The sequence below is a fragment of the Mycobacterium sp. GA-1199 genome (genome assembly GCF_001500045.1).
Lineage (GTDB): Bacteria > Actinomycetota > Actinomycetes > Mycobacteriales > Mycobacteriaceae > Mycobacterium.
Map to the genome: position 1 here is coordinate 37,958 of NZ_LQIX01000001.1, position 21,327 is coordinate 59,284.

20 protein-coding genes are annotated in these 21,327 nt (G+C 64.3%); 7 read left to right on the forward strand and 13 right to left on the reverse strand.

Translation table 11 applies throughout. The features are described from left to right. Positions 1-21: 21 nt before the first annotated feature. From AU198_RS00155 to AU198_RS00160, 3 genes are read right to left on the reverse strand one after another with little or no spacing between them, the layout of a single operon-like run. Positions 22-675, reverse strand: coding sequence for a PD-(D/E)XK motif protein (locus tag AU198_RS00155; protein ID WP_064345474.1), 654 nt, complete (start codon positions 673-675; stop codon positions 22-24). Then, positions 639-1,016: a hypothetical protein gene (locus tag AU198_RS26025; RefSeq protein WP_156431429.1), complete on the reverse strand. Its 378-nt coding sequence runs from the start codon at positions 1,014-1,016 to the stop codon at positions 639-641. Before AU198_RS26025 ends, AU198_RS00155 begins: the two co-directional genes overlap by 37 nt. Further along, the gene (locus AU198_RS00160; protein ID WP_064345475.1) at positions 1,013-3,670 is read right to left on the reverse strand and encodes a Z1 domain-containing protein; all 2,658 of its coding nucleotides are present in this window, start codon (positions 3,668-3,670) and stop codon (positions 1,013-1,015) included. The genes AU198_RS26025 and AU198_RS00160 overlap by 4 nt, the downstream gene beginning before the upstream one ends. A gap of 646 nt (positions 3,671-4,316) precedes the next feature. Here AU198_RS00160 and AU198_RS00170 point away from each other — a divergent pair. From AU198_RS00170 to AU198_RS00185, 4 genes are all read left to right on the forward strand, one after another. Next, positions 4,317-5,468 carry a serine hydrolase domain-containing protein gene (locus tag AU198_RS00170; RefSeq protein WP_064345957.1) on the forward strand — a complete coding sequence of 384 codons (1,152 nt, stop codon included), beginning with the start codon at positions 4,317-4,319 and terminating at the stop codon, positions 5,466-5,468. A gap of 227 nt (positions 5,469-5,695) precedes the next feature. After that, the gene (locus AU198_RS00175) at positions 5,696-6,421 is read left to right on the forward strand and encodes a hypothetical protein (RefSeq protein WP_156431430.1); all 726 of its coding nucleotides are present in this window, start codon (positions 5,696-5,698) and stop codon (positions 6,419-6,421) included. A gap of 72 nt (positions 6,422-6,493) precedes the next feature. Further along, entirely contained in the window at positions 6,494-6,751 is a 258-nt protein-coding gene (locus tag AU198_RS00180; RefSeq protein WP_064345478.1) for a type II toxin-antitoxin system Phd/YefM family antitoxin, read from the forward strand. After that, positions 6,748-7,158: a type II toxin-antitoxin system VapC family toxin gene (locus tag AU198_RS00185; protein WP_156431431.1), complete on the forward strand. Its 411-nt coding sequence runs from the start codon at positions 6,748-6,750 to the stop codon at positions 7,156-7,158. Before AU198_RS00180 ends, AU198_RS00185 begins: the two co-directional genes overlap by 4 nt. A 214-nt stretch (positions 7,159-7,372) precedes the next feature. On the opposite strand, the gene AU198_RS00190 is transcribed toward AU198_RS00185, so the two are convergent. The 5 genes from AU198_RS00190 to AU198_RS00210 form a co-directional block, all read right to left on the reverse strand. Further along, positions 7,373-9,892, reverse strand: a complete 2,520-nt coding sequence (locus AU198_RS00190) for an SEC-C metal-binding domain-containing protein (protein ID WP_082690828.1) — start codon at positions 9,890-9,892, stop codon at positions 7,373-7,375. Positions 9,893-10,048: 156 nt separating this feature from the next. Then, the gene (locus AU198_RS00195; RefSeq protein WP_064345479.1) at positions 10,049-10,831 is read right to left on the reverse strand and encodes a hypothetical protein; all 783 of its coding nucleotides are present in this window, start codon (positions 10,829-10,831) and stop codon (positions 10,049-10,051) included. Then, complete coding sequence (locus tag AU198_RS00200; RefSeq protein ID WP_064345480.1) at positions 10,819-12,189, reverse strand: hypothetical protein; 1,371 nt, start codon at positions 12,187-12,189, stop codon at positions 10,819-10,821. The genes AU198_RS00195 and AU198_RS00200 overlap by 13 nt, the downstream gene beginning before the upstream one ends. 4 nt (positions 12,190-12,193) lie before the next feature. Next, positions 12,194-12,478, reverse strand: coding sequence for a type VII secretion target (locus AU198_RS00205; RefSeq protein WP_064345481.1), 285 nt, complete (start codon positions 12,476-12,478; stop codon positions 12,194-12,196). A 178-nt stretch (positions 12,479-12,656) separates the two neighbouring features. Continuing rightward, on the reverse strand, positions 12,657-13,037 hold the full coding sequence (locus AU198_RS00210) for a hypothetical protein (protein ID WP_064345482.1): 381 nt from the start codon (positions 13,035-13,037) through the stop codon (positions 12,657-12,659). A 105-nt stretch (positions 13,038-13,142) separates the two neighbouring features. On the opposite strand from AU198_RS00210, the gene AU198_RS00215 reads away from it, so the two are divergent. Together AU198_RS00215 and AU198_RS00220 are read left to right on the forward strand one after the other, a co-directional pair. Then, positions 13,143-13,688, forward strand: a complete 546-nt coding sequence (locus tag AU198_RS00215; RefSeq protein ID WP_064345483.1) for a TetR/AcrR family transcriptional regulator — start codon at positions 13,143-13,145, stop codon at positions 13,686-13,688. Positions 13,689-13,809: 121 nt separating this feature from the next. Further along, complete coding sequence (locus AU198_RS00220) at positions 13,810-14,508, forward strand: mycothiol-dependent nitroreductase Rv2466c family protein (protein WP_064345960.1); 699 nt, start codon at positions 13,810-13,812, stop codon at positions 14,506-14,508. A gap of 24 nt (positions 14,509-14,532) precedes the next feature. On the opposite strand, the gene AU198_RS00225 is transcribed toward AU198_RS00220, so the two are convergent. From AU198_RS00225 to AU198_RS00235, 3 genes are all read right to left on the reverse strand, one after another. Next, the gene (locus AU198_RS00225) at positions 14,533-16,152 is read right to left on the reverse strand and encodes a peptide chain release factor 3 (protein WP_064345484.1); all 1,620 of its coding nucleotides are present in this window, start codon (positions 16,150-16,152) and stop codon (positions 14,533-14,535) included. Between the two features lie 87 nt (positions 16,153-16,239). After that, a complete protein-coding gene (locus AU198_RS00230; RefSeq protein ID WP_064345961.1) occupies positions 16,240-16,551 on the reverse strand; it encodes a hypothetical protein in 312 nt (103 codons plus the stop codon). Positions 16,552-16,631: 80 nt separating this feature from the next. Next, on the reverse strand, positions 16,632-17,924 hold the full coding sequence (locus tag AU198_RS00235; protein ID WP_064345485.1) for an alpha/beta hydrolase: 1,293 nt from the start codon (positions 17,922-17,924) through the stop codon (positions 16,632-16,634). Between the two features lie 212 nt (positions 17,925-18,136). On the opposite strand from AU198_RS00235, the gene AU198_RS00240 reads away from it, so the two are divergent. Next, a complete protein-coding gene (locus AU198_RS00240) occupies positions 18,137-19,864 on the forward strand; it encodes a DUF4407 domain-containing protein (RefSeq protein ID WP_064345486.1) in 1,728 nt (575 codons plus the stop codon). Here AU198_RS00240 and AU198_RS00245 read toward each other — a convergent pair. Both AU198_RS00245 and AU198_RS00250 read right to left on the reverse strand, forming a co-directional pair. Continuing rightward, on the reverse strand, positions 19,861-20,826 hold the full coding sequence (locus AU198_RS00245; RefSeq protein WP_064345487.1) for a hypothetical protein: 966 nt from the start codon (positions 20,824-20,826) through the stop codon (positions 19,861-19,863). The two genes, AU198_RS00240 and AU198_RS00245, sit on opposite strands and share 4 nt — an antisense overlap. Positions 20,827-20,864: 38 nt before the next feature. Next, positions 20,865-21,206: a DUF732 domain-containing protein gene (locus AU198_RS00250; protein WP_064345488.1), complete on the reverse strand. Its 342-nt coding sequence runs from the start codon at positions 21,204-21,206 to the stop codon at positions 20,865-20,867. Between the last annotated feature and the right edge of the window lie 121 nt (positions 21,207-21,327).

The window sequence follows — 21,327 nt, forward strand, 5'->3', positions numbered from 1 at the left end:
CGGAATATCGTTCTAATCGAATCATTCCGTTGGACCAGATCCCATCGCTTGAAGAAGCTCGCTGTATTCCGCCGCTGTTAGAGCGCGGTCGAGCAGGTTCTCCAGGTCGACGACGTAACTCAGGTCAAGAACTCCAGTCGGCCGCCTGCCTCCAACGAATGACTTGGGAATGATGCGCGGCATACGATCGTCAACCGGCAATGTGACTCGCTCGCGAACTTCATAGGTGGCCTCCGCAGTGGACGCCAGATCGGCGGCGAGGAACTTGGAGTCAGCGAGAGCCTTGAATAGCTTATCCGCTGAAACACCCTTACCGAGTATGTGATTCACCAATGACGCGACCGAATGTCCACTACCTGGGACACGTTCGAGTCGCACGATATGCAGAAGTAGGCGTCCGCCATCCGGCGGCAGGAGCTGGTCCTCACCGTGAACGGTGATCCGGTAGCTGGTATGAGTTTTGGTCGTCTTGACCTCCATGGCGGTTGGGCCGTGCCTGAAGTCGTGCCGAGCGCCGAAAGGTCCTACCCACGAATTAAGTGCCGTTGCGCCGCCGGCATCGATCGCATCCATTAGCACAAGCAACTCACCAATAAGCGTTGCTATCTTCTCGTGGCTCGGAAGTCTCGGCGATGCAGTCAAGAACTGCCGCCACTCCAGCAGTACCGCATCCACCGCATGGCGGGGGCCCCGCCGTCGCGTTCGAATTTTTCAATGACCCCGACGATGAAGTAGTCGAACACTTCGGCAAGCGAGGGTAAGAGGCAGACAACATCGATCAAGTCTCTATGAACGCCATTGATGAGCAGCTCTCGCGGTGATACCGCAAGAGTAGCGATGTCGGTTGTCGGTACCGTGTCGTTTTTTCGCGCTAAGAGCACATGCTGACGTGATTGCTCATCGAGCCCGACGAATACCCCCTCGGCCGAGGGGATTTGCAATACAGACAAATCTGTTCCTGACGGACGCTTTTGGGAACGAAGCGCTGTGAACGCGAGCCTGACATCGTCGATCACTCGGCCTCCCGGATCTCGGGCTCTTCCGGAACGTCGTTCTCGTCCGGAGCTTCAACCTCGACCCCGGACATCGCAGCAACGTCTGCGGTTACATATTCCACATCTGCTCTTGATGAACCGCTTTCCGGAAAGACTATTCCGACGCCGAGTGCATGCTCAACGGCGCCCAACGCGGCGCGCGTGCTAGCTGATCCTCGGACTGGCTTGCTGTCTTTCGAAACGGGGTACAGCAGCAGAAGTCCGGAGCCGTCACCATAGCCGCCGGTCGGTCCACCGGGGGCGTTGCGCAACTGCACTAAGCGGGCATTAGACGTCTTCTCCGTCAACTCACCTTCGGGCAATTCAAGATCGATAACTCGATCATTTCGGCTCATGAGTGCCTTGATGTCTGCGTACGTCTGCCCGCCTACCACGTCAAGTCGGGCACGATTGATGCAGCCGACCTTGGCGGACAGCCCAAGATCTAACTCACCGAGGTAGTCCGACTCGCTACTGCGTCCCATTACAGCGATGTTGAACTTCAGCAACTCGCCCTCGTCTCGGCGGCTGAGTATGTACCTGCTGATGAGCTCACCATCAAGATCCCGGCTGTTTTCGTGGAAGTTGTACGCCGATAAGAAGCTGATGATGTGCTGGCTGTCGACGCCACGGATAATGGATAATCCACCTTTGGCATGACGCTCGGCTCCGTCGACTGATCGCAGGAGCGCCCGCGCGGCGTCTATATTGCTCGAAAGCCATTCCTTGTCTTTATGATTGAACAAGATGGTTTGTAGTCGCCGGCCGGCGTACGAAACTTGGGCTCGTTGCGCGTGCTGCATTTTTGCCGCGGCTGTAATCGCCAGTTTGGGATGCGTACGGATCCGGACCCCAAACTGCTCCGGCGTCAGGTGTTCGACTTCGAGGCGCTCAATGTCGTATCTGATCTCCTGCTCCACGGTCGCGAGATGGTGGAACCACTCGCGCATCTCGTCGGTCATCCATATGCGAGTCAAGTCTGCGTAGCCGTTTCGGTAGCCAAACCATCTACCCATCTGCAGCAATGTGTCATAGGCGGATGCGGTTCTAACGAAGAAGGAAACGGCCAATCCTTCGAGGGTCAATCCACGGGAAAGTGTGTTGCCCCCGACAGCCACGATGATTCGTGGATTCGCGTCGTCGAAGTTCAAACGTTCGAGACTGCGGGAGTTATCGGTGATGACTTCTGTGGCTTCGGCGACAGCTGGTAACTCGTCTCGAATATCGATCCACTCGACGGGCTCAACCCCGAATGCATCCGCGCGGACTTGTGCACACTCGTCCAGCCACTGTTCCTCCAAAGTGGCCAATAGTTCTGAGTCGTGACGCGCTAGTCGTGTCGATAACGACTTAAGGTGAGCCTTAATCTGTTCGGCAGTGCGTTCGTGTACATCGATATGCTGTGAGGAATGCACGAGGGCAGTTGCGTGTAGGTTACCCTTGCGGCGTATACGCCTAGCGGCGGTGCTCATCAGAAAGTACCTGAGGGCTGAGTTCAAGCTCTCCGTGATCTGGGGCTCGAAGAGGTGGCGTTTGGCAGCGCCTTTCGGCCGGAGGTCGTCGATCTCATCGTCAGGTACCGATCGCACGAAATTGTGGCCGTCGTCGCCGACATCGGTGTCGTCGAAGTTTAGAGGCTCCCTCCCGAAGATAGCCTCTGGTCCTATGTAAACCGTTGGCCGCGGAAGGTCGACGATGAAGTCCCGTGGATATAGATCGGCATACTCCTTCGGATCAATTAACACATTGGCAAATGGAGTTGCGGTGTATCCGACGTAGGCCGATTTCGGCACACCGTTCACGATCGCGCGAATTAGGCCGTTGATGCGCGTCGGCTGACGATCCGCCTTCGCAGTATTGACGGTGGCCTGATCTGCCTCGTCATCGATTATCAGGACGGGGCATCCTGCGAGCACCTCCGATCTTGCAGCGAAAAGCCAATTCTTCAGAGCTCGAAGGCGTGGTCCATTCTTTTTTACGACGGCCAAGACGCGTTGATCACGCGTCGACAGCAGGGCATCGACGTTGTCGGTCGGCCGGAAGTCTTGTTCGTTGGTCAGTCGGTGCCACTTTTCTGGCAGGGGCTCCCAAAGTTGTTCGTTCAGGCGGTCCTGGGTCTGCTGGCGAAGCGCGTCGTGAATACCCGAGAGCACGATGAACATCCTGTAACCAGCATCCGCGGCTTTCGCGATGACCGCAGTGAAGTTCGTCGTCTTGCCGCTCTGAACGTAGCCGAGGACCAACCCCCGGCACTGGTACTCACCCTCACCCGCAGGATTGGGAAGGTTTGCTACAACCTTCGTAGAGGACTGGTTGAGATCATGGATCATATCGTCGCTCCACCCCTCACTGCGGAGAATTTCCACCAGCGCGGACCAGTTTCGGTCCTCTTCCCGTGGACCCGGGTACCACGACTCGATGTTGCCGGCTACGACGCTTGTTGGCGTCTGAGCTTGTTGTATCTGCTCGTTTAACTCGCGGATCCTACCGGCTGCCACCTGAACTCTTGCGGGATCTACGAGCTGAGAGAGTTCGGTGACTGCTTCATCCAGCGTTGATGGTTGTCCGTCTCGCATGATCCGGGCGAGCTGGCGTACTACTGGGTCTTCGGCCGTCAGCTGGTCAAGGTCGGTCACAAGATCGCACTCCTATAGTCAGCTGCGCGGAAGGACAACCGCTCTCGAAGCGGGCTGAGGTTCGCCTGTATGTCCGCAGGTCATCGCATGGTCCGACTCGCAACGCGATTAACAATTCAATCGAGAGCAGGAAAGACCTCTTTGATGATTGTGAGGAGATCTTTCGCGCGCTCCATATCCAGCTGGATGACTTGGCTGGTTGTGCCGTCGGATGCATACGTTTCCAGCTGGAGGATTCTCGTCTGATCGTTGGATCGGTCGTACGTCCAACCGCACTCCACCCGCGTCCTGAAATGAACCATCCGGTCGTTCCTGTAACGGAAGCTAGTGATCAGCGCCATCGGTCCCTATGCAGCACTTTCCATAGATGTGGGAGTTGTTTGCTCGATGTTAACGGTGCTCGAGAGCGTGCGTGGCAAACTCGGGTAAACGAGCCGTGTCCGTGCCTGTACGTCGCGTTCCCTCAATGTCAGTTTGCTTGGTGATAAGCGGCTTGCTCAGTCAGGTAGAGACGGATGGTGCTCGCTGCCGGGATCTGTGATCAAGGACGCCCGCCGCATGTTTGACTAAGTCGACAGAGCGCAGTCACGCCGTGCTGATCTCGCAACAATGCGAGCGAATCGAGTCCTACATGAAGGAGCTTCAGATGGGGTTCGAGCGAATCGATGACCTAGTGAACGGGGTGACGGCCGACGGCTCACTCCACGGGGTCGCCGCCACCGTGGTCGGCCGCGACGGCGTCCTCTACGAAGGCGTGGCCGGTGATGCCAAGGGCGACAGCATGTTCCGCAACGCATCCATGACCAAGGCCGTCGCCACGACCGCCGCGCTGCAGCTCGTCGAACAGGGACGCATCGACCTCGACGCGCCCGTCGCCTCGATCGTGCCGGAATTCGGTGACCTCCAAGTGCTCGATGGCTTCGAGGGCGGCGAGCCGGTCCTGCGTGCACCCAAGGCGCAGGCGACCGTCCGCCAGGTGATGAACCACACGGCCGGCTGCGGCTACCACTTCATGAACCAGAAGCTCTTCACCTTCTGCACCGAGCGAGGCTTTCCCACTCCGCTCGACGGACTCAAGCAGGGCATCCACGCGCCGCTGGTCAATGATCCCGGCACGGTCTGGGAGTACGGCGTCAGCACCGACTGGCTCGGCGTGGTCGTCGAGGCCGTGAGCGGACAGACGCTCGCCGACTACCTCGCCGAGCACGTCTACGAACCACTCGGGATGACCGACTCGACATTCGCCCCGAGCGACGAGCAGCGTGCTCGCTTGCTGCCCATCCGCTTTCGGGCGCCGGACGGCAGCCTCGTACCGACCGACCTCGACCTGCCCGCCAACCCCGAGTGGGACGCCGCCGGCCACGGCTCCTACGGCACGATCGCCGACTACGGACGATTCGTACGCGCCTGGCTCAACGGCGGCGAACTCGACGGAACGCGCATCCTCAAACAGGAGACCGTGGAACTCGCCCTGCGCGACCATCTCGACGGCGCACCACTACCGAAGAAGATGGAACCGACCGTCCCCGAGCTGGCCAACCCGGTCGAGCTGCTCGACGTGCCGCAGGGATGGGGCCTCGGCTTTCACCTTTACCTGACGGATCTACCCGGGATGCGCAGCGCGGGCTCGGCCGACTGGTCAGGACTGTTCAACAGCTTCTTCTGGATCGACCGCAAGGCGGGGATCGGCGCCGTCATCGCCACGCAGTTGCTGCCGTTCTTCGACGCCAAGATGGTCGAGACCATCCTCAAGTTCGAAGCCGCCGTCTACGCGGAGCTCGGTGCGGCGGTGTCCTGACGCCGTCATAGACCTGTCCCGCACTCGCAGGCGTTGTACAGGCGGGTGTCGGCGACGCGCGTGTTCTCATATCTTTCCCGCGGCGTCTTCCCATTCCTCGGGGCGGGACTTCGCAACTTCGTCGCGGGCGCACGGAATTGTCGGCAGGTCCCGATACCGTCGAATCAACTTCGAAGACGCCCCGCCTCAGCCCGGCCCGGTGTCTCGCCTGCCGAGGGGAGCTGGCCTTGATTCGACCCAACAACGCGACCGCACCACCGGTCATCGTGCTCGGCGACGACGAAACCGTCCGCCGCTGTGAACAATTGACGGCCCGCGCCGAGCCGGGCTCAGCCACGATCGCGGCGATGTTTGCTTTCGCCTCAGGCGCGCCCGCCTCGCACGACCACTTGACCGAGGTCGAAGCCGTCGTCGCAGCGGTAGCCCGGGCGATCGCGACCCGGCTGCCGATATGGATGCCTGATCCGCTGGCGGACCTCGGACGCGAGCAGCATTACCGTCGGTTGAGCCTAGTGCTGCAACGGCACGGACTCGACCTGCTGGTGGGCCACGATTTCTGGCCCGTCCCAGACGCGGGTGGCATAAACGAAATCGACCACGCGTTGCGGTGCGAGGTGCAGGCCGTCGATGCTCTCGATCGGGCGGCGCTGGCCGCGGCAGGGGTGGACAGCCTCGAGAGGGTCGTCGCGCAGGCTGCGACTGCCATGCCAGTGGGCCCGCACGAAAATGATTGGCCACCAACACTTCCCCAGGCCGGGTTGCCATGGCCCGAGCGCCGCCAGGCTCTCCTCGGCTATGTGTGTTGGCTGGTAGAGGGGTGCGGAGTGACTCGCGCAGCGGCCGCGCGGGTGCTGAATTCGTCGGGTCAACGCGCTCCTGACGGGCGCGCTTGGCAGTCAAGAAGCGTGACGGCGTTGCTCGACAGCCGTTACGGCTGGGAAGCGACCGCATGACCACCGTGGAGTACCTATCGGCGTCTTACTCGGTCGGCCATCTATGTGCTACATAAGTGCTACGCTCGTAGCATGTCCACGGTGGCCTCCCGCGAACTGCGAAACGACACGGCCGGCGTGCTTCGTCGCGTTCAAGCAGGCGAAGAGGTGACGATCACGGTGAATGGACGAGCCGTCGCGGTGATCGCCGCGGTCGAGCCGAAACGTCGGCGGTGGGTCTCGAAGGCAGAATTGGTCAAGCGGCTCCAAACCAGCCAGGCGGACCCCGGCTTGCGTGATGACCTCGCGATGCTCGCCGGTGAAACCACCGACGACCTCGACGAGTTGTGACGACCGATCGGCCCGTGGCCGGCATCCTCGACACCTCGGTCTTCATCGCCGACGAGAACGGGCGGCAACTGGAGACGTCACTGATTCCGGAGCAGCTGGCCACGACGGTGGTGACTCTCGCCGAACTGAATGCAGGTGTCCTCGCGGCGCGGACCTCGGAGATCCGGGCGCGTCGCCTTCGCACGTTGGATGCGGTCGCAGATATGACCGCGTTTCCGGTCGACGAAGAGGCGGCTCGACTTTGGGCGCTGCTACGCGTCCACGTGGCCGAGGCGGGCCGACGGGTCCGGATCAATGACCTATGGATCGCTGCAATCGCGGCCGCCAGGCAGCTGCCGGTAGTCACGCAAGACGAGGACTTCGATGTCCTAGAGGGTATTGCGGGTCTGACGATAGTCCATGTCTGACAACGACTCTGGGTGACGGCCCGAGCTGGTCGGCCCGCACTGCGAGGCGCGCCGCTGAGGCGGCTGACGTTGAGACGCTTAAGGGGCCGGCCCATTGATGAGTTCGTCGCGGTAGGGGAGCCGCAAGTGATACCGCACCATCTCGCAACCATCTCACCCGCGGTAGTTATCGCGGCCGCGGATTAGGTCAGCGCGGCCTCCGGAGCAGGAGACGTCAGCCCGGATGGATCAGCCCGAGCGCGGCCCGTAACCGGTCACTGTCCATGCCCCCGCGCGCGGCTTCGCCGGCGGGGAGGGTACCGAGCAACCTGATCAAGTCGTCTCGTCGCGTCGGATCATCGGCGGCCTGTCGAGGCGTGTAACCGTCCAGAGCGGGGATCGGCTCGTCGAGCCACTTGGTCTCGTACTCCCGGATGAACTCGGTGAGCGCCTCGCCCACCTCCGGATCGGCCGCGTCCAGCGTGCCCTCGCCGGTCTGCGGCATCCGCTCGGCAAGTGCGGTGGCCTCGCGGACGGTGGGCACGGAGACGCGGGCGTCGTCGAGCACCTCCACTTCCGGGTCAAGAGCCGCCAGAGCAGCCAGCACTCGGTCCATCCGCTGCTCGCTGTTGGTTCTGACCCGCAACGCGTCGCCGTCGAGCTCAAGCGTGGCCCGTACCCGCCGCATGCCATGGGTCACAACGTGTTCTAACCACAGCGGCGACTCATCCGGTCGGTCGTAATTCTCGTCGAGCGCTGCCTCGATCCCCGGTCCGACTCGCACCGTCGCCTCGCAGAGGACGGTCGGTTCGCCTTCGGTGTTGGTCAGCCTCGGCGGCGCGAACCGGCGGCTCAACTGTTCCACCAACGTGGCCGGGTCCGGCTCGTTGTCGAGTAGCTCGATCAACGCATCTCTCTCGTGCAGTGCGACGGGTTCGACCGATCCGGAGAACTGCATGGTGTCCCCGGCGGGAATCACCCGCGCGCAGATCAGCTGTCCGGGCTTCAGGCCGCGGCTGGCCTGGCGCTCACGAACGTCGTAGGTGTCGCCGGTGCGCACGTCGCGCACAGTGAGACCCCGGCCCGGGCGGACCTGCTCGACGTCGAAGACCGATCGGTCCGACAGCAGCCACTGCTCGGCGAGCAGTCGCTCGTCCTCGGGCAGCAAGAATCCACGCACCTCGAGGAAGTCGGCCAACGCCCCGCCCTCGAACAACACCGCGTCCATTACCAGCAAGTCGGATATCGCCGCGTCCAAGGCCTCGCGCGAATCACCTTCGAAGTATTGGCTGCGTTCGAGGGCGACCTCGAAAAGCACTTCCTCCCAGTCGGTCATCGACACGTGCTGGGCGGCCTTCGCGAATAACCAGCGGACACGGTCCTGCAGCGGCAGCGCCTCGCGGCCGAGGTGACATTTCTTGTACTTGCGCCCAGAACCGCACCAGCACGGCTCGTTTCGGCCGATGTCAGCGCGCGCCTCGGCCCGGTGCTGCTCCAGTAACTGGACCAAGTGGTAATCGGGCGGGATACCGGCACGGTCAAGTAACGACAATCCGCGTTCGGCGTCGCCGCGATCGGACGCGAAACGCGCCAGTTCCAACAACGTCATCGGCCAGTCGGGATCCATCGATTCGGCGGCCAGAAGTTCGCTTTCGGCAGCCTCGACTTCGCCGAGCTGCTCCAGGGCCAGGGCCCGCAGCCACCGGTAGGCGACGCGTGCGGCGCGAGGCACCTTCGGCTCCAGCGTCTCGGCGAACAGACTCAACGTGGCCGCACCGCGGCGCCCTGCGCGGAGCGTTCTGTCCGTGAAAACTGCTGCCAACTGCGGATCGGCAAGGACACCCCCGACCTTGGCCGTCAGCGCGAAGAGCGACTCAGGAACGGATTCCTCGCCTGACTCCAGCGCCATCGACATCCGGTCGAAGATTCTGATCAGCGTGTAGAGGGCGACGGCGTCGTCCTGATCGAGGTCATGCTCTCGGGCGAGCATCTTGCAGTTCAGCTCGAAACGCCAAGCATCGAAATCGAATTCGGCCGGTGCCAGCAATCCGGCCTGGTGGATGAGGCCGCTGTCCTCGATGATTTCACCCAGCGGCGGTAGCGGCTTGGCGAATGCGCTCGGATCTTCGACGCACTCCGTCCACACCGCGTCTTGGAGGGACACGGGCTCTTCGGTGTCGTCGACGATCGCCTTGAGCCGCGCACCGACAGTCGACGCCTGCGCGGTCGCGGCGATGCGCTCGACCACCAGCCCCTGCGACTCCAGTCGCAACCCGACCAGCTCGCCCTCGCGCATGCCCAGCCTTCCCAGCGTGCCCGGCGCGAGCAGCAGCACTCCGGGCTCGTCGATTACGTCCAGCGGAATGCGCCGCTCCTCGAGCAGATCATCGTCGTAGTCGGGCATCGCCACGTGCGCCGCTGTGCCGTCAGCGAACCGCTGAAATTCCGCGTACTCGCAAAGATCGGTAATGGGGTCCAGGTCCGGGTACACCCGGAGGAAGTCATGGGCCAGCTCGTCGGCGTCTACACGGTGCGTGAACATCCGTGCATCCACCACCGCTGGCAGCCACATCCAGCGCTCGTCGATCAATTGCCTTACTGGGCTCGCCATTTCGTCGAGCAGCCCACCGACGGCGTCCTCAGCGTCAGCCACACCGCTGTCTTTCAGGCGCGCCACGATGACGTCCTTGCCGAGCGGGCCGTTCTCGGTCAGGATCCGGACCACGATTTGCATCGGGTCGAGCGTGTCTGCCACGGCGACCACCCTATGCCGGGCTGGGGCAGGCCGGGAAGCTGTCACGTCCTCAGAGACGGGCGGTGCGCGGGGTCCCTACCGGCCTGGGCCATAAAACGAATGCGATGAAGGGCTAACGGCGCACCGTGCCCCTGTCGCCGCCGAGCGCTTCGGTCGTTAATCGAGCGCGAATCGCCCCTCACGAAACCGCTCGGCCGCACGGTGACCCACCAACTCCATCCGATCCTCGGGATGTTTCCAGTAGTGGCGCACCATCCAGTAGAGCGGCACTCCAGTCGGCACGTACAAGTTCAGTCCGCCTATGACTTCCTCGGTGCCGTCGCGCAAGCACAGCACCACCGCCCTACCGGCCTTCCTTCCGTCCTTGGTGTCTGAGTGGTCCTTGACATCGACAACGTCGTCCCACTCCAAAACTCTCGTCTTCAGAACGTCGGCGATCTCGACCATCGCCGGGGTGAACTTGAGGTAGCCGATGCCGCCACGCCGCACCCACGCGACGAGAGCGATGACGGAGAACAAAGCTGTTAGGGCAAAGAGCGGTGGTGAGAAGATCTGCAACCCACGGGACATCGGAATGTCGATTGCTCCTCGCGGCAGATAGAGCGCCAGAAGGGCACCCGATGGGGCCATGACAATCAGCCCCACGACGTACAGCACGCCCACCCGCTTGTCCGGCCAGACGGTGAATCCCGTTGGATCGTTGGATGTTCGGGTCTGCGTCCTGCCTGTGGCGGCCAGCAGTAGGCCCGCCATCATCAACACTGGAAACGTGACGAAGCCGATCAGTAGTACGGTCGTCAGGTAGTTGCCTCGGAGGCCGGCCAAGATACCGCGAACGACAAAGTAGAGCAGGCCCGCCGATACGCCGATGACTAGCCAATACAGGCGTCGGTTGACCTTGGCCCAGTTCGCGGGTTCGGGAAGATTCAGTACGGACACACGACCTCACCAATGAACTTACCCATTTCCACGCCGCCTACAGTTCCGGCGACGGCCCCGATAATGGTAAGAAGCGGCACGGCTCCTACCGCCAGGGGACCAGTCGCTGCGCCAGCTGCCGCACCGAACTCAGCGAGGCCCCAGCCTCCACCACTACCGGCCACCCCGGCCACCAGTGCAATGCACCGATCTTTGTCCGACTCGGCCATCACCATGTCAAAGACCGTTGTCGCGACTGTCACTGCCGGTCCGCCGAACTTCATTGTCTTTCCGATATTTTCGGCCGTTTCCGCGGTGACCATCGGCAAGGATCCGCCACGGGCGATGTGCTTCTCCAATCCCGACGTCGCAGCTGTGGTACCCGTCGATATGTTGTCGATCAGCTCGACGGGCACCGCACTGTGTCGACCGTCTGAGGTAGTGAAGCCGGCCTGTCGGTGGCCGGTGGGGTCCATCGACATCGTCCAGTTCGAGCCATCGGCGAAAGTGATTGACGTGTAGTCACAATCGTTGGACAGGTCATGCCACGAACTGGTACGCGCTACAAAGTCACCGTTCTTGTCGAACTCCTCGAGCTCGTAGAAGTTCTGCTTGCTGGGCCACTCGAACGGATCCATGCGGGTGGTGACGGCCTTGCTGTCGTCCTGTTTGATCACCGTCGTCACCTCCTCGCCGTACGCGTTGGTGGACTCGACGACTTCCCGCACATTCTGCTGCTGATCGGCGGAACGAATCGCTTCCTGCGCCACCGCGCCGAAGGGTGTTCGGGGATCGGCCACCTCATCGGGTGGTCGCTGCGCCGTGGGTAGCAGGATGCCGCCCAGATCGGCAGGCAGTCCCGCCTCAACGAACCCGAACTGGCTACCTGCGGCCGTCACCGCGTTCGCTGTCGCGTCGTCGGCGTCACCGACAGCGATCAGCATCGCGTTGACGGTGGCCTGCTCCTGCAGAGCCAACGCCTGCAGCTTGGCCATGTCCTCCTCGGACATGTAGACCGGGTCGACGAGCACGACCCATTGGTCACTGACGCTCAACGGACCCGCGTCGAGCTCGTCGGCCTTGGCCAACAACGCTTTACGCGCACTCCCGATCGACTCGGCACCACTACTCAATGCCGCCGAGACCGCCTTGGCGTAATCCGAGAACGTCGACGCTTGGCGCTTCGCCCGACCGAACATTGCGCTCGCCGCGGCGTGCGACACGCCTGACCACGCCCGCGTTTCCGGCATCCGCGTGCATGCGTCATCGATGCCCGACACGCCATCGACGACTGTCTGCGCCGCCGTGGCAATCGCCGCGGCCGACGTCGCCAACGACTCTGGATTCCAACTCTGGAGAGTCGGGCGAGAGGGCAGCATCGGATCAGAACAGCCCGTCGAATTCGCCGGCCAAGGCTTCGTCCGTCACCTCGAAAGTGTCCCCGGCACCGCGCACGGCCTTGCCCATCCGAGCTACATCCTGCGCCAGGTTCTCGGCCACCTCGGTGAAATGCTCACCGACCGAACGGGCCGCCCACTGCGTTGTCGACCCGGGCAACCCGTCGGCCGCCGCAGTGGTCGTGGGGCCCACCGCGGCACCGGTGATGCGACCGGTGATGACATCGACGTGCGCGGCGAAGGCCCGCAGGACCTCCGGATCGACCAGCACAGACATACCCCGCCTCGAAATGATGGTGTTCTAGATTCTTAACACGCCCCCGGCGCACCGGGACGCACCAATTTCGCTTCTGGGACCGCCCCGGAGGTCTCGCACCGAGGCTCGGTATCTAGAGAACTGCCCGGGTGCATCGCGATCAGCGTGTCACCCGGGCGCAGCGTGTCAAGCGTCAGGCGGCTTGCCGTTCCAGCTCCCTCGTCGACTCGGCGGGCATGGACGTGGCGGCATCCAACAACTGTTCGTGGTTATCCCGCGCACCTCGGTACGTCGACAGATAGTGGTCGATCTGCTCGCGGCGCAGCGGTCGCGCCCAGATGTTCTCGCTGGGGATCTCGATACCGCTGTCGTTGGACTCTGCGCGCTTGCGGGCACCAACGCGGAAGCCCGCCACTGCCATCACCATCAACACGACCATGCCGGCCCCGATGATTCCCGCCACCGCACTTTGAGCGGCCAGCGCGTAAACGAAGGTCCCGAGCGCCGCGAAACTCAGCAGCAGGCACACATAACCAACCGCAGTCGGCGGAATCCGTCCTAGCGCCCTCAACATCGATATCACCTCTCGTAAGCTTCAGCGAAACGCTACGCATATCGTAGCGCTACGTTTAGTGTAGCGTTTTTCCAGCCGGAGATATTCCCGGCCAGAGGAGGTGCGATGGCACAGCGACGCGACGTCGACGACGGTATTACCGAGGCCACCCTGGCGCTCCTGCGCACCAAAGGGCCCAGCTCCGTGACCGTCGAGGCGGTGGCGGCGCGCTCCGGCATCGCCAAGACCACCATCTACCGGCGACATCGCGACCGCCGCGACATGCTTGCCGCCGCGCTGACGCGGGTGACCTCTCCTGAACCCCTCGCCGCATCAACCGCGGCACCGGATCGGTTCCGCTGGCTCATCGCAGAGGCGGTCAAGGCCATCGAGGTCGGCATCGGCTTCGGCGGTCTCGCTGCCATGCTCACCGACGACGACCCCGACTTCACCAAGCTCTTCCGGCGCATCCTGGCCAAGGAGCGGGCCGAGCTGGCATCGGTGATCGACGCGGCCAAGGCCGACGGATCGTTTCGCGCCGACCTTGACGGCGCCACCCTCATCGACGCCGTGGTCGGCGCTGTCATCGCCGAGCGCGCTCGCACGGGCCGCATTGCGAACGGCTGGGAGGAGCGACTGTTCGACCTCCTCTGGCCGACGTTGCGGGCCTGAAGCCACCGTTACTCACGACGCACGCTGCCGCCCGCCTGACGCGGGACGGTACGACCGTCGACTCCGGCATGTCCAACTGGCAGGATGACGACCAGTGGCCGCGCAGATCCGAGGTTCAGATGTGACTAATCGTCCTGTCGCCGTTGATTTTCACTTCGACGTCATGTGCCCGTTCGCGTATCAGACATCGCGGTGGATCCGCAAGGTGCGCGAGCACAGCCGCCTGGAGGTGAACTGGCGCTTCTTCAGCCTCGAGGAGATCAACCGCCAAGAGGGCAAGAAGCACCCGTGGGAGCGGGAGTGGTCGTACGGCTGGTCGATGATGCGCATCGGCGCGCTGTTGCGCCGGCAGTCGATGGCCGACCTCGACGCATGGTACGAACGCGCGGCACGATCGCTGCACGTCGAAGGGCACAAGCCACACGAAAAAGCTGTCGCCCGAGCACTTTTGGAGGAACTCGGCTTCGATCCCGGGCTCGTCGACCAGGCCATCGCCGACCCGACCACCAACGACGAGGTGATGGCCGACCACCAGCGCGTCGTCGACGCCGGCGGCTACGGCGTGCCGACGCTGTTCTTTCCCGACGGGCAGTGCCTGTTCGGGCCGGTGCTCATCGACCCGCCGGCAGGGGAGGCGGCGCTACGGCTGTGGGACGCCGTCGTCGCGTGGACCGAGTTCCCGCACCTCTACGAGCTGCAGCGGCCCAAGACGCCCGCCGACCAGCAGGCCATCACCGAGACCTTCCGTCCGTATCTGGAGGCCAGGGACTGGGTGTCGATCAACCGGGGCAAGGTCGTCTCGTTCGATCCGCCGGGTTGATACGGCGCCCGAGGACTGCGAGGTCTACGCCGCCACCAACGACCCCAGCTTGATGTCGGGGTTGTCGCGCTGGAAGCCGTCGAGCCGCCACGGCGTCGAGAACAGCACGAGCATGACGCCGTCGCTGCGGGTGAGCACTTCGGCCGACACCTGCTTGTCCATGAACTCGGCGTCGGCGGGGTCGACGACCCGCGCCACTTGATACGGCAACGACTCCAGCGCAATCGGGGTGCTGAACTCGGTCGCCATCCGGTGCACGGCAACCTCGAACTGCATCGGTCCGACCGCGGCCAGCACCGGTGCCTGATCGCCGCGCCGGTCTGAGCGCAGCACCTGCACGACGCCTTCCTGCTCGAGCTGCTCGATCCCGCGACGAAACTGCTTGTGCTTACTCGGATCCGTGCCGCGCGCAACGGCGAAATGCTCGGGGGAGAAGCTCGGGATCGGCGGATATTGAACGGCCACATCGCGATACAGCGTGTCACCCGGGCGCAGCGCGGCGGCGTTGGCGAGCCCGATCACATCACCCGGCCACGCCGTGTCCAGTGTGGCGCGCTGCTGGCCGAACACCGACTGCGCATACTTCGTCACGAACGGCTTGCCCGTCGCCGCATGAGTCAGGACATCTCCACGCTCGAAGGTGCCCGACACCACCCGCGCGTACGCGATGCGGTCGCGGTGTGCCGAATCCATGCCCGCTTGCACCTTGAAAACGAAAGCGCTGAACGGTGATTCGACCGGGCGACGCGCTCCCTCGACGTCGACGGCTCCGCTGGGCGCCGGCGCGAGTCCGACCAGCACGTCGAGAAGCTGGTTCACGCCGAAGTTCAACGCCGCCGACGTGAACAGCACCGGTGAGGCCTCGTCGCTGAGGAACTGCTCGCGGTCGTAATCGGCGCCGTCGGCGGACAGCAGTTCACTCTCCTCGACGGCGGTGTCCCAGTCGTCGCCGGCAGCAGCGTGGGCATCGGCTGCCGCGATGTGCTCCTCGGGGGCCGCGGTGGCACCGCCCGCGGTGCGGGTGAACCGGATGAAGTTGCCGCTCCGCCGGTCGAGCACACCCTTGAAGTCGCCGGCGATGCCGACCGGCCACGTCAAAGGCGTGGGGCGCAACCCGATTCGCTCCTGGATCTCGCCCATCAATTCCAGGGCGTGATGCCCGGGACGGTCCCACTTGTTGATCACTGTGATGATCGGAATCCCACGGTGCTTACACACCTGAAACAGCTTCAAGGTCTGGGGCTCAAGACCTTTGGCCGCGTCGATGAGCATCACCGCCGAGTCGACGGCCGTCAGCACCCGGTAGGTGTCTTCCGAGAAATCGGCGTGGCCGGGGGTGTCGAGCAGGTTGATGACGCAGTCGCGGTACGGGAACTGCAATGCCGTCGAGGTGATCGAGATGCCCCTGGCCTTCTCCATCTCCATCCAGTCCGACACCGTTGCGCGCCGACCCGCTTTGCCGTGCACCGCGCCGGCCTCGGTGATCGCCCGCGCGTGCAGAGCCAGAGCCTCGGTCAACGTCGATTTGCCGGCGTCGGGGTGGCTGATGACGGCGAACGTCCTGCGGCGGCCGGCCTCAGCGGAGATACGGCCAGGTGGCGCGGCGTCGGCGCTCGGCGCAGCCGTCAGAGCAGTGTCGGTCATAGCGGTAGCCATGGTATTGGCTCCGTGGCGCAAACCAGTAATCGGACGTTGCATGGCAGACGGCGTGTTTGGCCGGCTCGCCGAGCGTCAGCCCTGATCGCCGATGAGCCTTTCCAAGAGGTCAACGATGTGCTGTTGGCCTGCGGCCGCTACCTCGAGTTTTCCGCGCATTTCGCTGCGCAAATCAGTCATGTCATCGCGCAAGGCGTTGAAGCCGGAGACAGTGGCCCGACGAAAGTCGCGAAGCTCTGTGTGGAATTCGGTGACGTCGCGGTCGGCCGCGCCGGCGAGGACACGGGCCGCTGCGGCGTCCTGCTCACTCGCCTGTACCCGCTGCGCAAGCCCACGCACCTGGGTTTCCAGCGCTGACACGCGGGCTTCAAGATTGTCAGGCTCCACGCTCGAGAGCCTACCGCCGGCCCAGCCCTGTTTGACACATAAAATCGTGGCCGTTTCGTCACGGCAATAGCGGCGGCCCCTCACGACGAGCGGAGGTTTTTCGATTGCGTCGCCTGCTGCCGGTTCGCGTAGATATCGGCTAAGAAGTGCTCGACAGCGACGGCCGCGTGGGCGGCGCGTGCCGAACCGAACATGTCGAAAGCGTGCTGTGCAAAGGGCAATTCGGCGTATGCGACCGGCTGGGCGCTGACGTCCCGCAGCTTGGTGACGAACGCGCGCGCCTGCTCGACGGGAACCAGCGAGTCGTTGGTCCCGTGCAAGACGAAGAACGGCGGCGCGTCGGCGGTGATGTGGTTCACCGGTGACGCCTCGAAGTAGGTCTCGAAGGCCGACTTCTGCGGTTGCTTGATGACCATCTGCTCGAGCAGTTCGGGCATCGACGGATGCATCGCGTCCTCGAAGCGGGTGAAGTCGTAGACGCCGTAGAACGGCACCGCGGCCTGCACCCGGGTGTCGACGTCTTCGAAGCCCGGCTGATACCGCGGGTCGTTGGGCGTCAGCGCCGCCAGCGACGACAGATGCCCGCCGGCCGAGCCGCCGGTGATCGCGATGAAGTCCGGGTCACCGCCGTACTCGGCGATGTGCGTCTTGACCCACGCCAGCGCGCGTTTGACGTCGACGATGTGGTCGGGCCACGTGTTGCGTGGGCTGTGGCGGTAATTGATCGCCACGCAGATCCAGCCGAGCTCGGCGAGATGACTCATCAAGGGATGTGCCTGTCCGCGTTTGTTTCCCGTCACCCAGGCGCCGCCAGGGATCTGGAACAGGACCGGTGCCTTGCCGTTTCGGTCGAGGTCGGGACGACGCCAGATGTCGAGCTGGTTCGCCCGGCTGTATTCGCCGTAGCTGATGTCGCCGTCGTGGGCGTAGTCGCGGTAGATGCGCATCATCCGCAGCGCGCCCGGCGTCTTGGCGGTACCGCCGCCGGCCGGCTGGCGCCACAGGCCCGACGAGTCGGTGCGGCGATCGGCGCCCAGGCCGCGGTCCAGCGCCTCAGTCAGCGGGGCAGCCGCTTTGTGGCCCGCGCGGTTGAAGTTCAGCAGCCCGATCGCCGAGATGGCGGCCACCACCCACGCGACCACGCGCACCGGACGGCTCAGGCGCCGAGTGGTCAACGCCAGACCGCCGATCTGGCTCACCAGCGTCTGCAGTGGGAACTCGCTCACCACCAAACCGAACCCGAACGAGAAGATCGACGGGTAGCCCTTACGCACCAGCGGTCGGTAGCCGTTGAGCGTCGAGGCCGCGGTGACTGCCGTGACAACTATTGCCGCGACCTGCTGGGCGATGCGGCCGATTCGCGCCTTCTTCATGCGGTCACCATACGAGCCGGCGCCGGTGCGGTGACACGGCCATACGTGCGCAACCCGACGTCCGCGAAGAACGGCCGACACCCCGCTGTGGGAGAATCGGCGGCATTCGCATGGCGTGATGGTGCGATCCGCGGGGGGTTCCGCCTGGCACTACACCGACAGGGCCGTCGGTAGCACTCTTTCATGCCTTGACCTGCACGTTTGGAGTTTTAATGGGCGTCCACAGGAGTTCTGAGGTCGGCACTGCCGCCTCGCCGATCGCGTCAGGCCTCATCTGGCTCTCTGGCGGCGAGCCGCGCGACGTGGCTGCCCGCCACGAGCGGTCCACCCTGGTCAGCGCCGGTGTGGTGGTGCTGGTCACGGCGCTGCTGGCGTGGCTTGTGGCCGCCTCTGCCCTGGCCGAGTCGACATCCTGGTCGTTGGCGACCGTCATTGCGGTGACGTCGGTGTTCGGGGTGTTGATCGGTGCTTTGAGCCGCGCGATCGCCGCGGGGGCCGTACGTGGGTCTGGCGTCGCGGGACGCACCGCGGTCGCGGTCGTGGTCGGGCTTGTGGTCGGTGAGCTTGCCGCCGTCGTCGTGTTCTCCGGATCGGTCGATCGTCTTCTCGACGAGCGGGCGGCGCGCACGGCCGACTCCAGCCCGGCCGTCGCGAAGGCCGCGGCCGACGTGGACCGCAGCCGGGCCGCGCGCGGCGAGCTCGACGCCGCTGTCGAGCGGGCCGTGCAGCGCCGGCAGGACGCGCTGGTGGTGGCGCGCTGCGAGTTCAATCCCCGACCCGAGTGCCCGCAGACCGTCATCACCGGCGTGCCCGGCGCCGGACCCGAGAACCGGACGGCGAACGACTTCCTCGCCGACGCCCAGGAGAGCCTCGACGCCGCGCTGGCCGAGCGCGATCTTCGTGCGCCCGCGCTCGATGCCCAGGTCGCCGACGCCGAGCAGACGCTGGCGCAAGCCCGGCAGGCCGCGACGGCCGATGCGGATCGGGGACTCGGCGCACGGTGGGTCGCGATGAATGACCACACGCTGGCGAACCCGGGGGCGCTGGTGTTGCGGATTCTTGTCGACGGCTTCTTCGTCCTGCTGAGCCTCCTGCCGCTGATTCTTCGGCGGTGGCGCGGTGAGACGTCGCAGGATCGCGGGATCGCCGCCGACGTCGCGCGGGACCGCGCCGAGCTGGACGCCGACACGGCGGTCGCGGTGAAGCGGGCCGAGGTGCGTGCGGCCATCGACACGATGTGGGCTGAGCAGCAGCTCGCGAGCGCCCGCATGGCTGTCGAGGCGCAACTGGAGATCGATCGCGAGCAGCAGCGCCGCCGAGTGATGGAAGCGGTCGACACCGCGATTCCTGCACGTGCGGAACGCATTTCCGAAACCGAAGACGTGTACTTGCCGATTGCTGCGGAGGCCGAAGCGGCGAGCTTGATTGCAGGGGTACCGGAAGTGGAGGAGCCAGAGAACCTGCCCGCACCCGTCGAGGAAGACCGCGCGGTGGAGCCCGCCAAGGAGGCCGGACGTCCGCTGATCCCGGGCATCCCGGATGTCACGCGTGCCGCCGCGCGCTGGATTCGCCCGCTGGTGCCGCCGATCATCGTCAACGCGATCGACACCACCACCAAACCGCTGCGGAGCGCACGGCAGGTCCTCGAGGAAACCGAAGAGATCCACTTCTCGCTCAAGCGCACCCGAAAGGTGACCACTCACCTCGAAGAGGGCGAAGACGTTGCGCGAGAACGCGGTTCTGATGCGACGGCTCGCGCACGGACGACCTCGACGGTATGGGGGGACGTTGACCGACAGGGCTACGGCCGGCTTGGCGGCGGTGCGGAGCACTCGTCGCCGGCAGTGGCGAAAGGCGACCACCGCGCCGAACTCACCGGGGGCGGCCCTTGTGAACTGAACGCACGCAGCGGCCCCCGGGAACTGCCTCCCGGCGCTTAATCCTTGGCGGCGGCGCGCACCTGTCTGTCGATTCGGTCGATGAGGTCATCATCGACGACAACCTCTAGCACGACCGTGCCGTAATCGACATCGCCTGGCGCGTAACGCGCTACCGTGGGCATCTCCTCGACCAGCTCGACGAGTTCGTCGATGAACGCGTGGAAGCCGTCGAGCGGAACATCCATCAGCAGCTTGCAGTCGGCGAGCAGTCCGGTGTACGCCGAGGGCACGCGGACATCACGGCACCGCTCGGCCAGCTCGAGGAACCGCTCGTAAGAGTCCATCAGCCGGTTGGCCGCGTGCACGATGCCCTCGGCGTCGGCGGTGCTCTCGTTATCACCGAACACGTCCATGAGCGCCGGTGCGCGGATGAACGATTCGACCTGATGGGCGAGTTCGTAGAGGTCGTCAAGGCAGTCTTCGACGAAAGCAGCCACCTGCGGGCCGTTGCGTGCGTAGGGACCCCGCGCCGTTGTGTAGCCCAGGTCGAGATCGCGTAGCCGCGGCCGCACATCCGCGAGACGTTGGACGAGAACGGACACGAACGCCGCCCACCGCCACTCCGTCCGCTTCTCAGCCAACAGCCTGTCGAGTTCGGCTGAGGTATGGACGATCTCGGCGAAGTCATGGTTCTCGTCGGGCGCATCGGCCGACGGTACTGAGGGCTGTGGCGAGAGCGAGCCCATTAACTTCGCGCCCTCGACGCCGTAGATCCCCCTGGCGTCGCCGCGACGCGCCCAACGATGCTGACGGTCGGCACGGTGAGCCAGGATTTCGGCCTCGCGGGCGGCCGCCAGCCGACGCTCCTGCTCGCGACGGACAAGCGCCCGGATCGCGAAGAACAACCCGATGGCGACGCCGACCCCGATGATGATCCAGTAGTAGGTGACGACCACCCAGATCAGGAGCAGCAGGCCGAAGACACCGGCCACTCCACCGGAATCCGCACCGCGGCTTGCCATCACGACCGCCCGTACACCTTGGCGAACATCTCGAGCACCTACAGCGGCTGCGTGTAGCCGATCCCGCGTGCCCATTCGACGACCGCCGGCTTGGCGTCCAGGCACATCGTGTTGACTGCCGACAGCAGCACGATCGCCGACTCCGCCGGCGCGAACCCCGTTCGTTGCAGCTTGCCCAGCACCGCCGGCGGTGGCACCCCGAAGCGAAGCTCGTGACAGAGCTCCTTGCCGATCTCGATCATGTCGACCATCGAGCTGTAGTAGACGCCCATGTTGTCGAGCTGCGCGATGAAGTCGTACTGATCGGCGTGCGCCGGAGTCGACGACAGCACCAATCCGCAGACCGCGAGCGCACCCGCGATTACCCCACGTCCGCGCATGATCCCCCCTTGATTTAGCGCTTGAGGAAGACGGTAAACCGGACCACCGACAAATCCGCGGCACCGGCCTCACCCGGAGTGACGGACCCCGTGGCTAACATCGAGACCAAGCTCATGGGGG

Excerpts from the sequence above, each read along its gene's own strand:
- AU198_RS00170 (WP_064345957.1), top strand. The coding sequence starts at position 4,317 with ATGGGGTTCGAGCGAATCGATGACCTAGTGAACGGGGTGACGGCCGAC.
- AU198_RS00180 (WP_064345478.1), top strand. The coding sequence starts at position 6,494 with ATGTCCACGGTGGCCTCCCGCGAACTGCGAAACGACACGGCCGGCGTG.
- AU198_RS00200 (WP_064345480.1), bottom strand. The coding sequence starts at position 12,189 with ATGCTGCCCTCTCGCCCGACTCTCCAGAGTTGGAATCCAGAGTCGTTG.
- AU198_RS00210 (WP_064345482.1), bottom strand. The coding sequence starts at position 13,037 with ATGTTGAGGGCGCTAGGACGGATTCCGCCGACTGCGGTTGGTTATGTG.
- AU198_RS00215 (WP_064345483.1), top strand. The coding sequence starts at position 13,143 with ATGGCACAGCGACGCGACGTCGACGACGGTATTACCGAGGCCACCCTG.
- AU198_RS00225 (WP_064345484.1), bottom strand. The coding sequence starts at position 16,152 with ATGACCGACACTGCTCTGACGGCTGCGCCGAGCGCCGACGCCGCGCCA.
- AU198_RS00235 (WP_064345485.1), bottom strand. The coding sequence starts at position 17,924 with ATGAAGAAGGCGCGAATCGGCCGCATCGCCCAGCAGGTCGCGGCAATA.
- AU198_RS00240 (WP_064345486.1), top strand. The coding sequence starts at position 18,137 with ATGGGCGTCCACAGGAGTTCTGAGGTCGGCACTGCCGCCTCGCCGATC.
- AU198_RS00245 (WP_064345487.1), bottom strand. The coding sequence starts at position 20,826 with ATGGCAAGCCGCGGTGCGGATTCCGGTGGAGTGGCCGGTGTCTTCGGC.
- AU198_RS00250 (WP_064345488.1), bottom strand. The coding sequence starts at position 21,206 with ATGCGCGGACGTGGGGTAATCGCGGGTGCGCTCGCGGTCTGCGGATTG.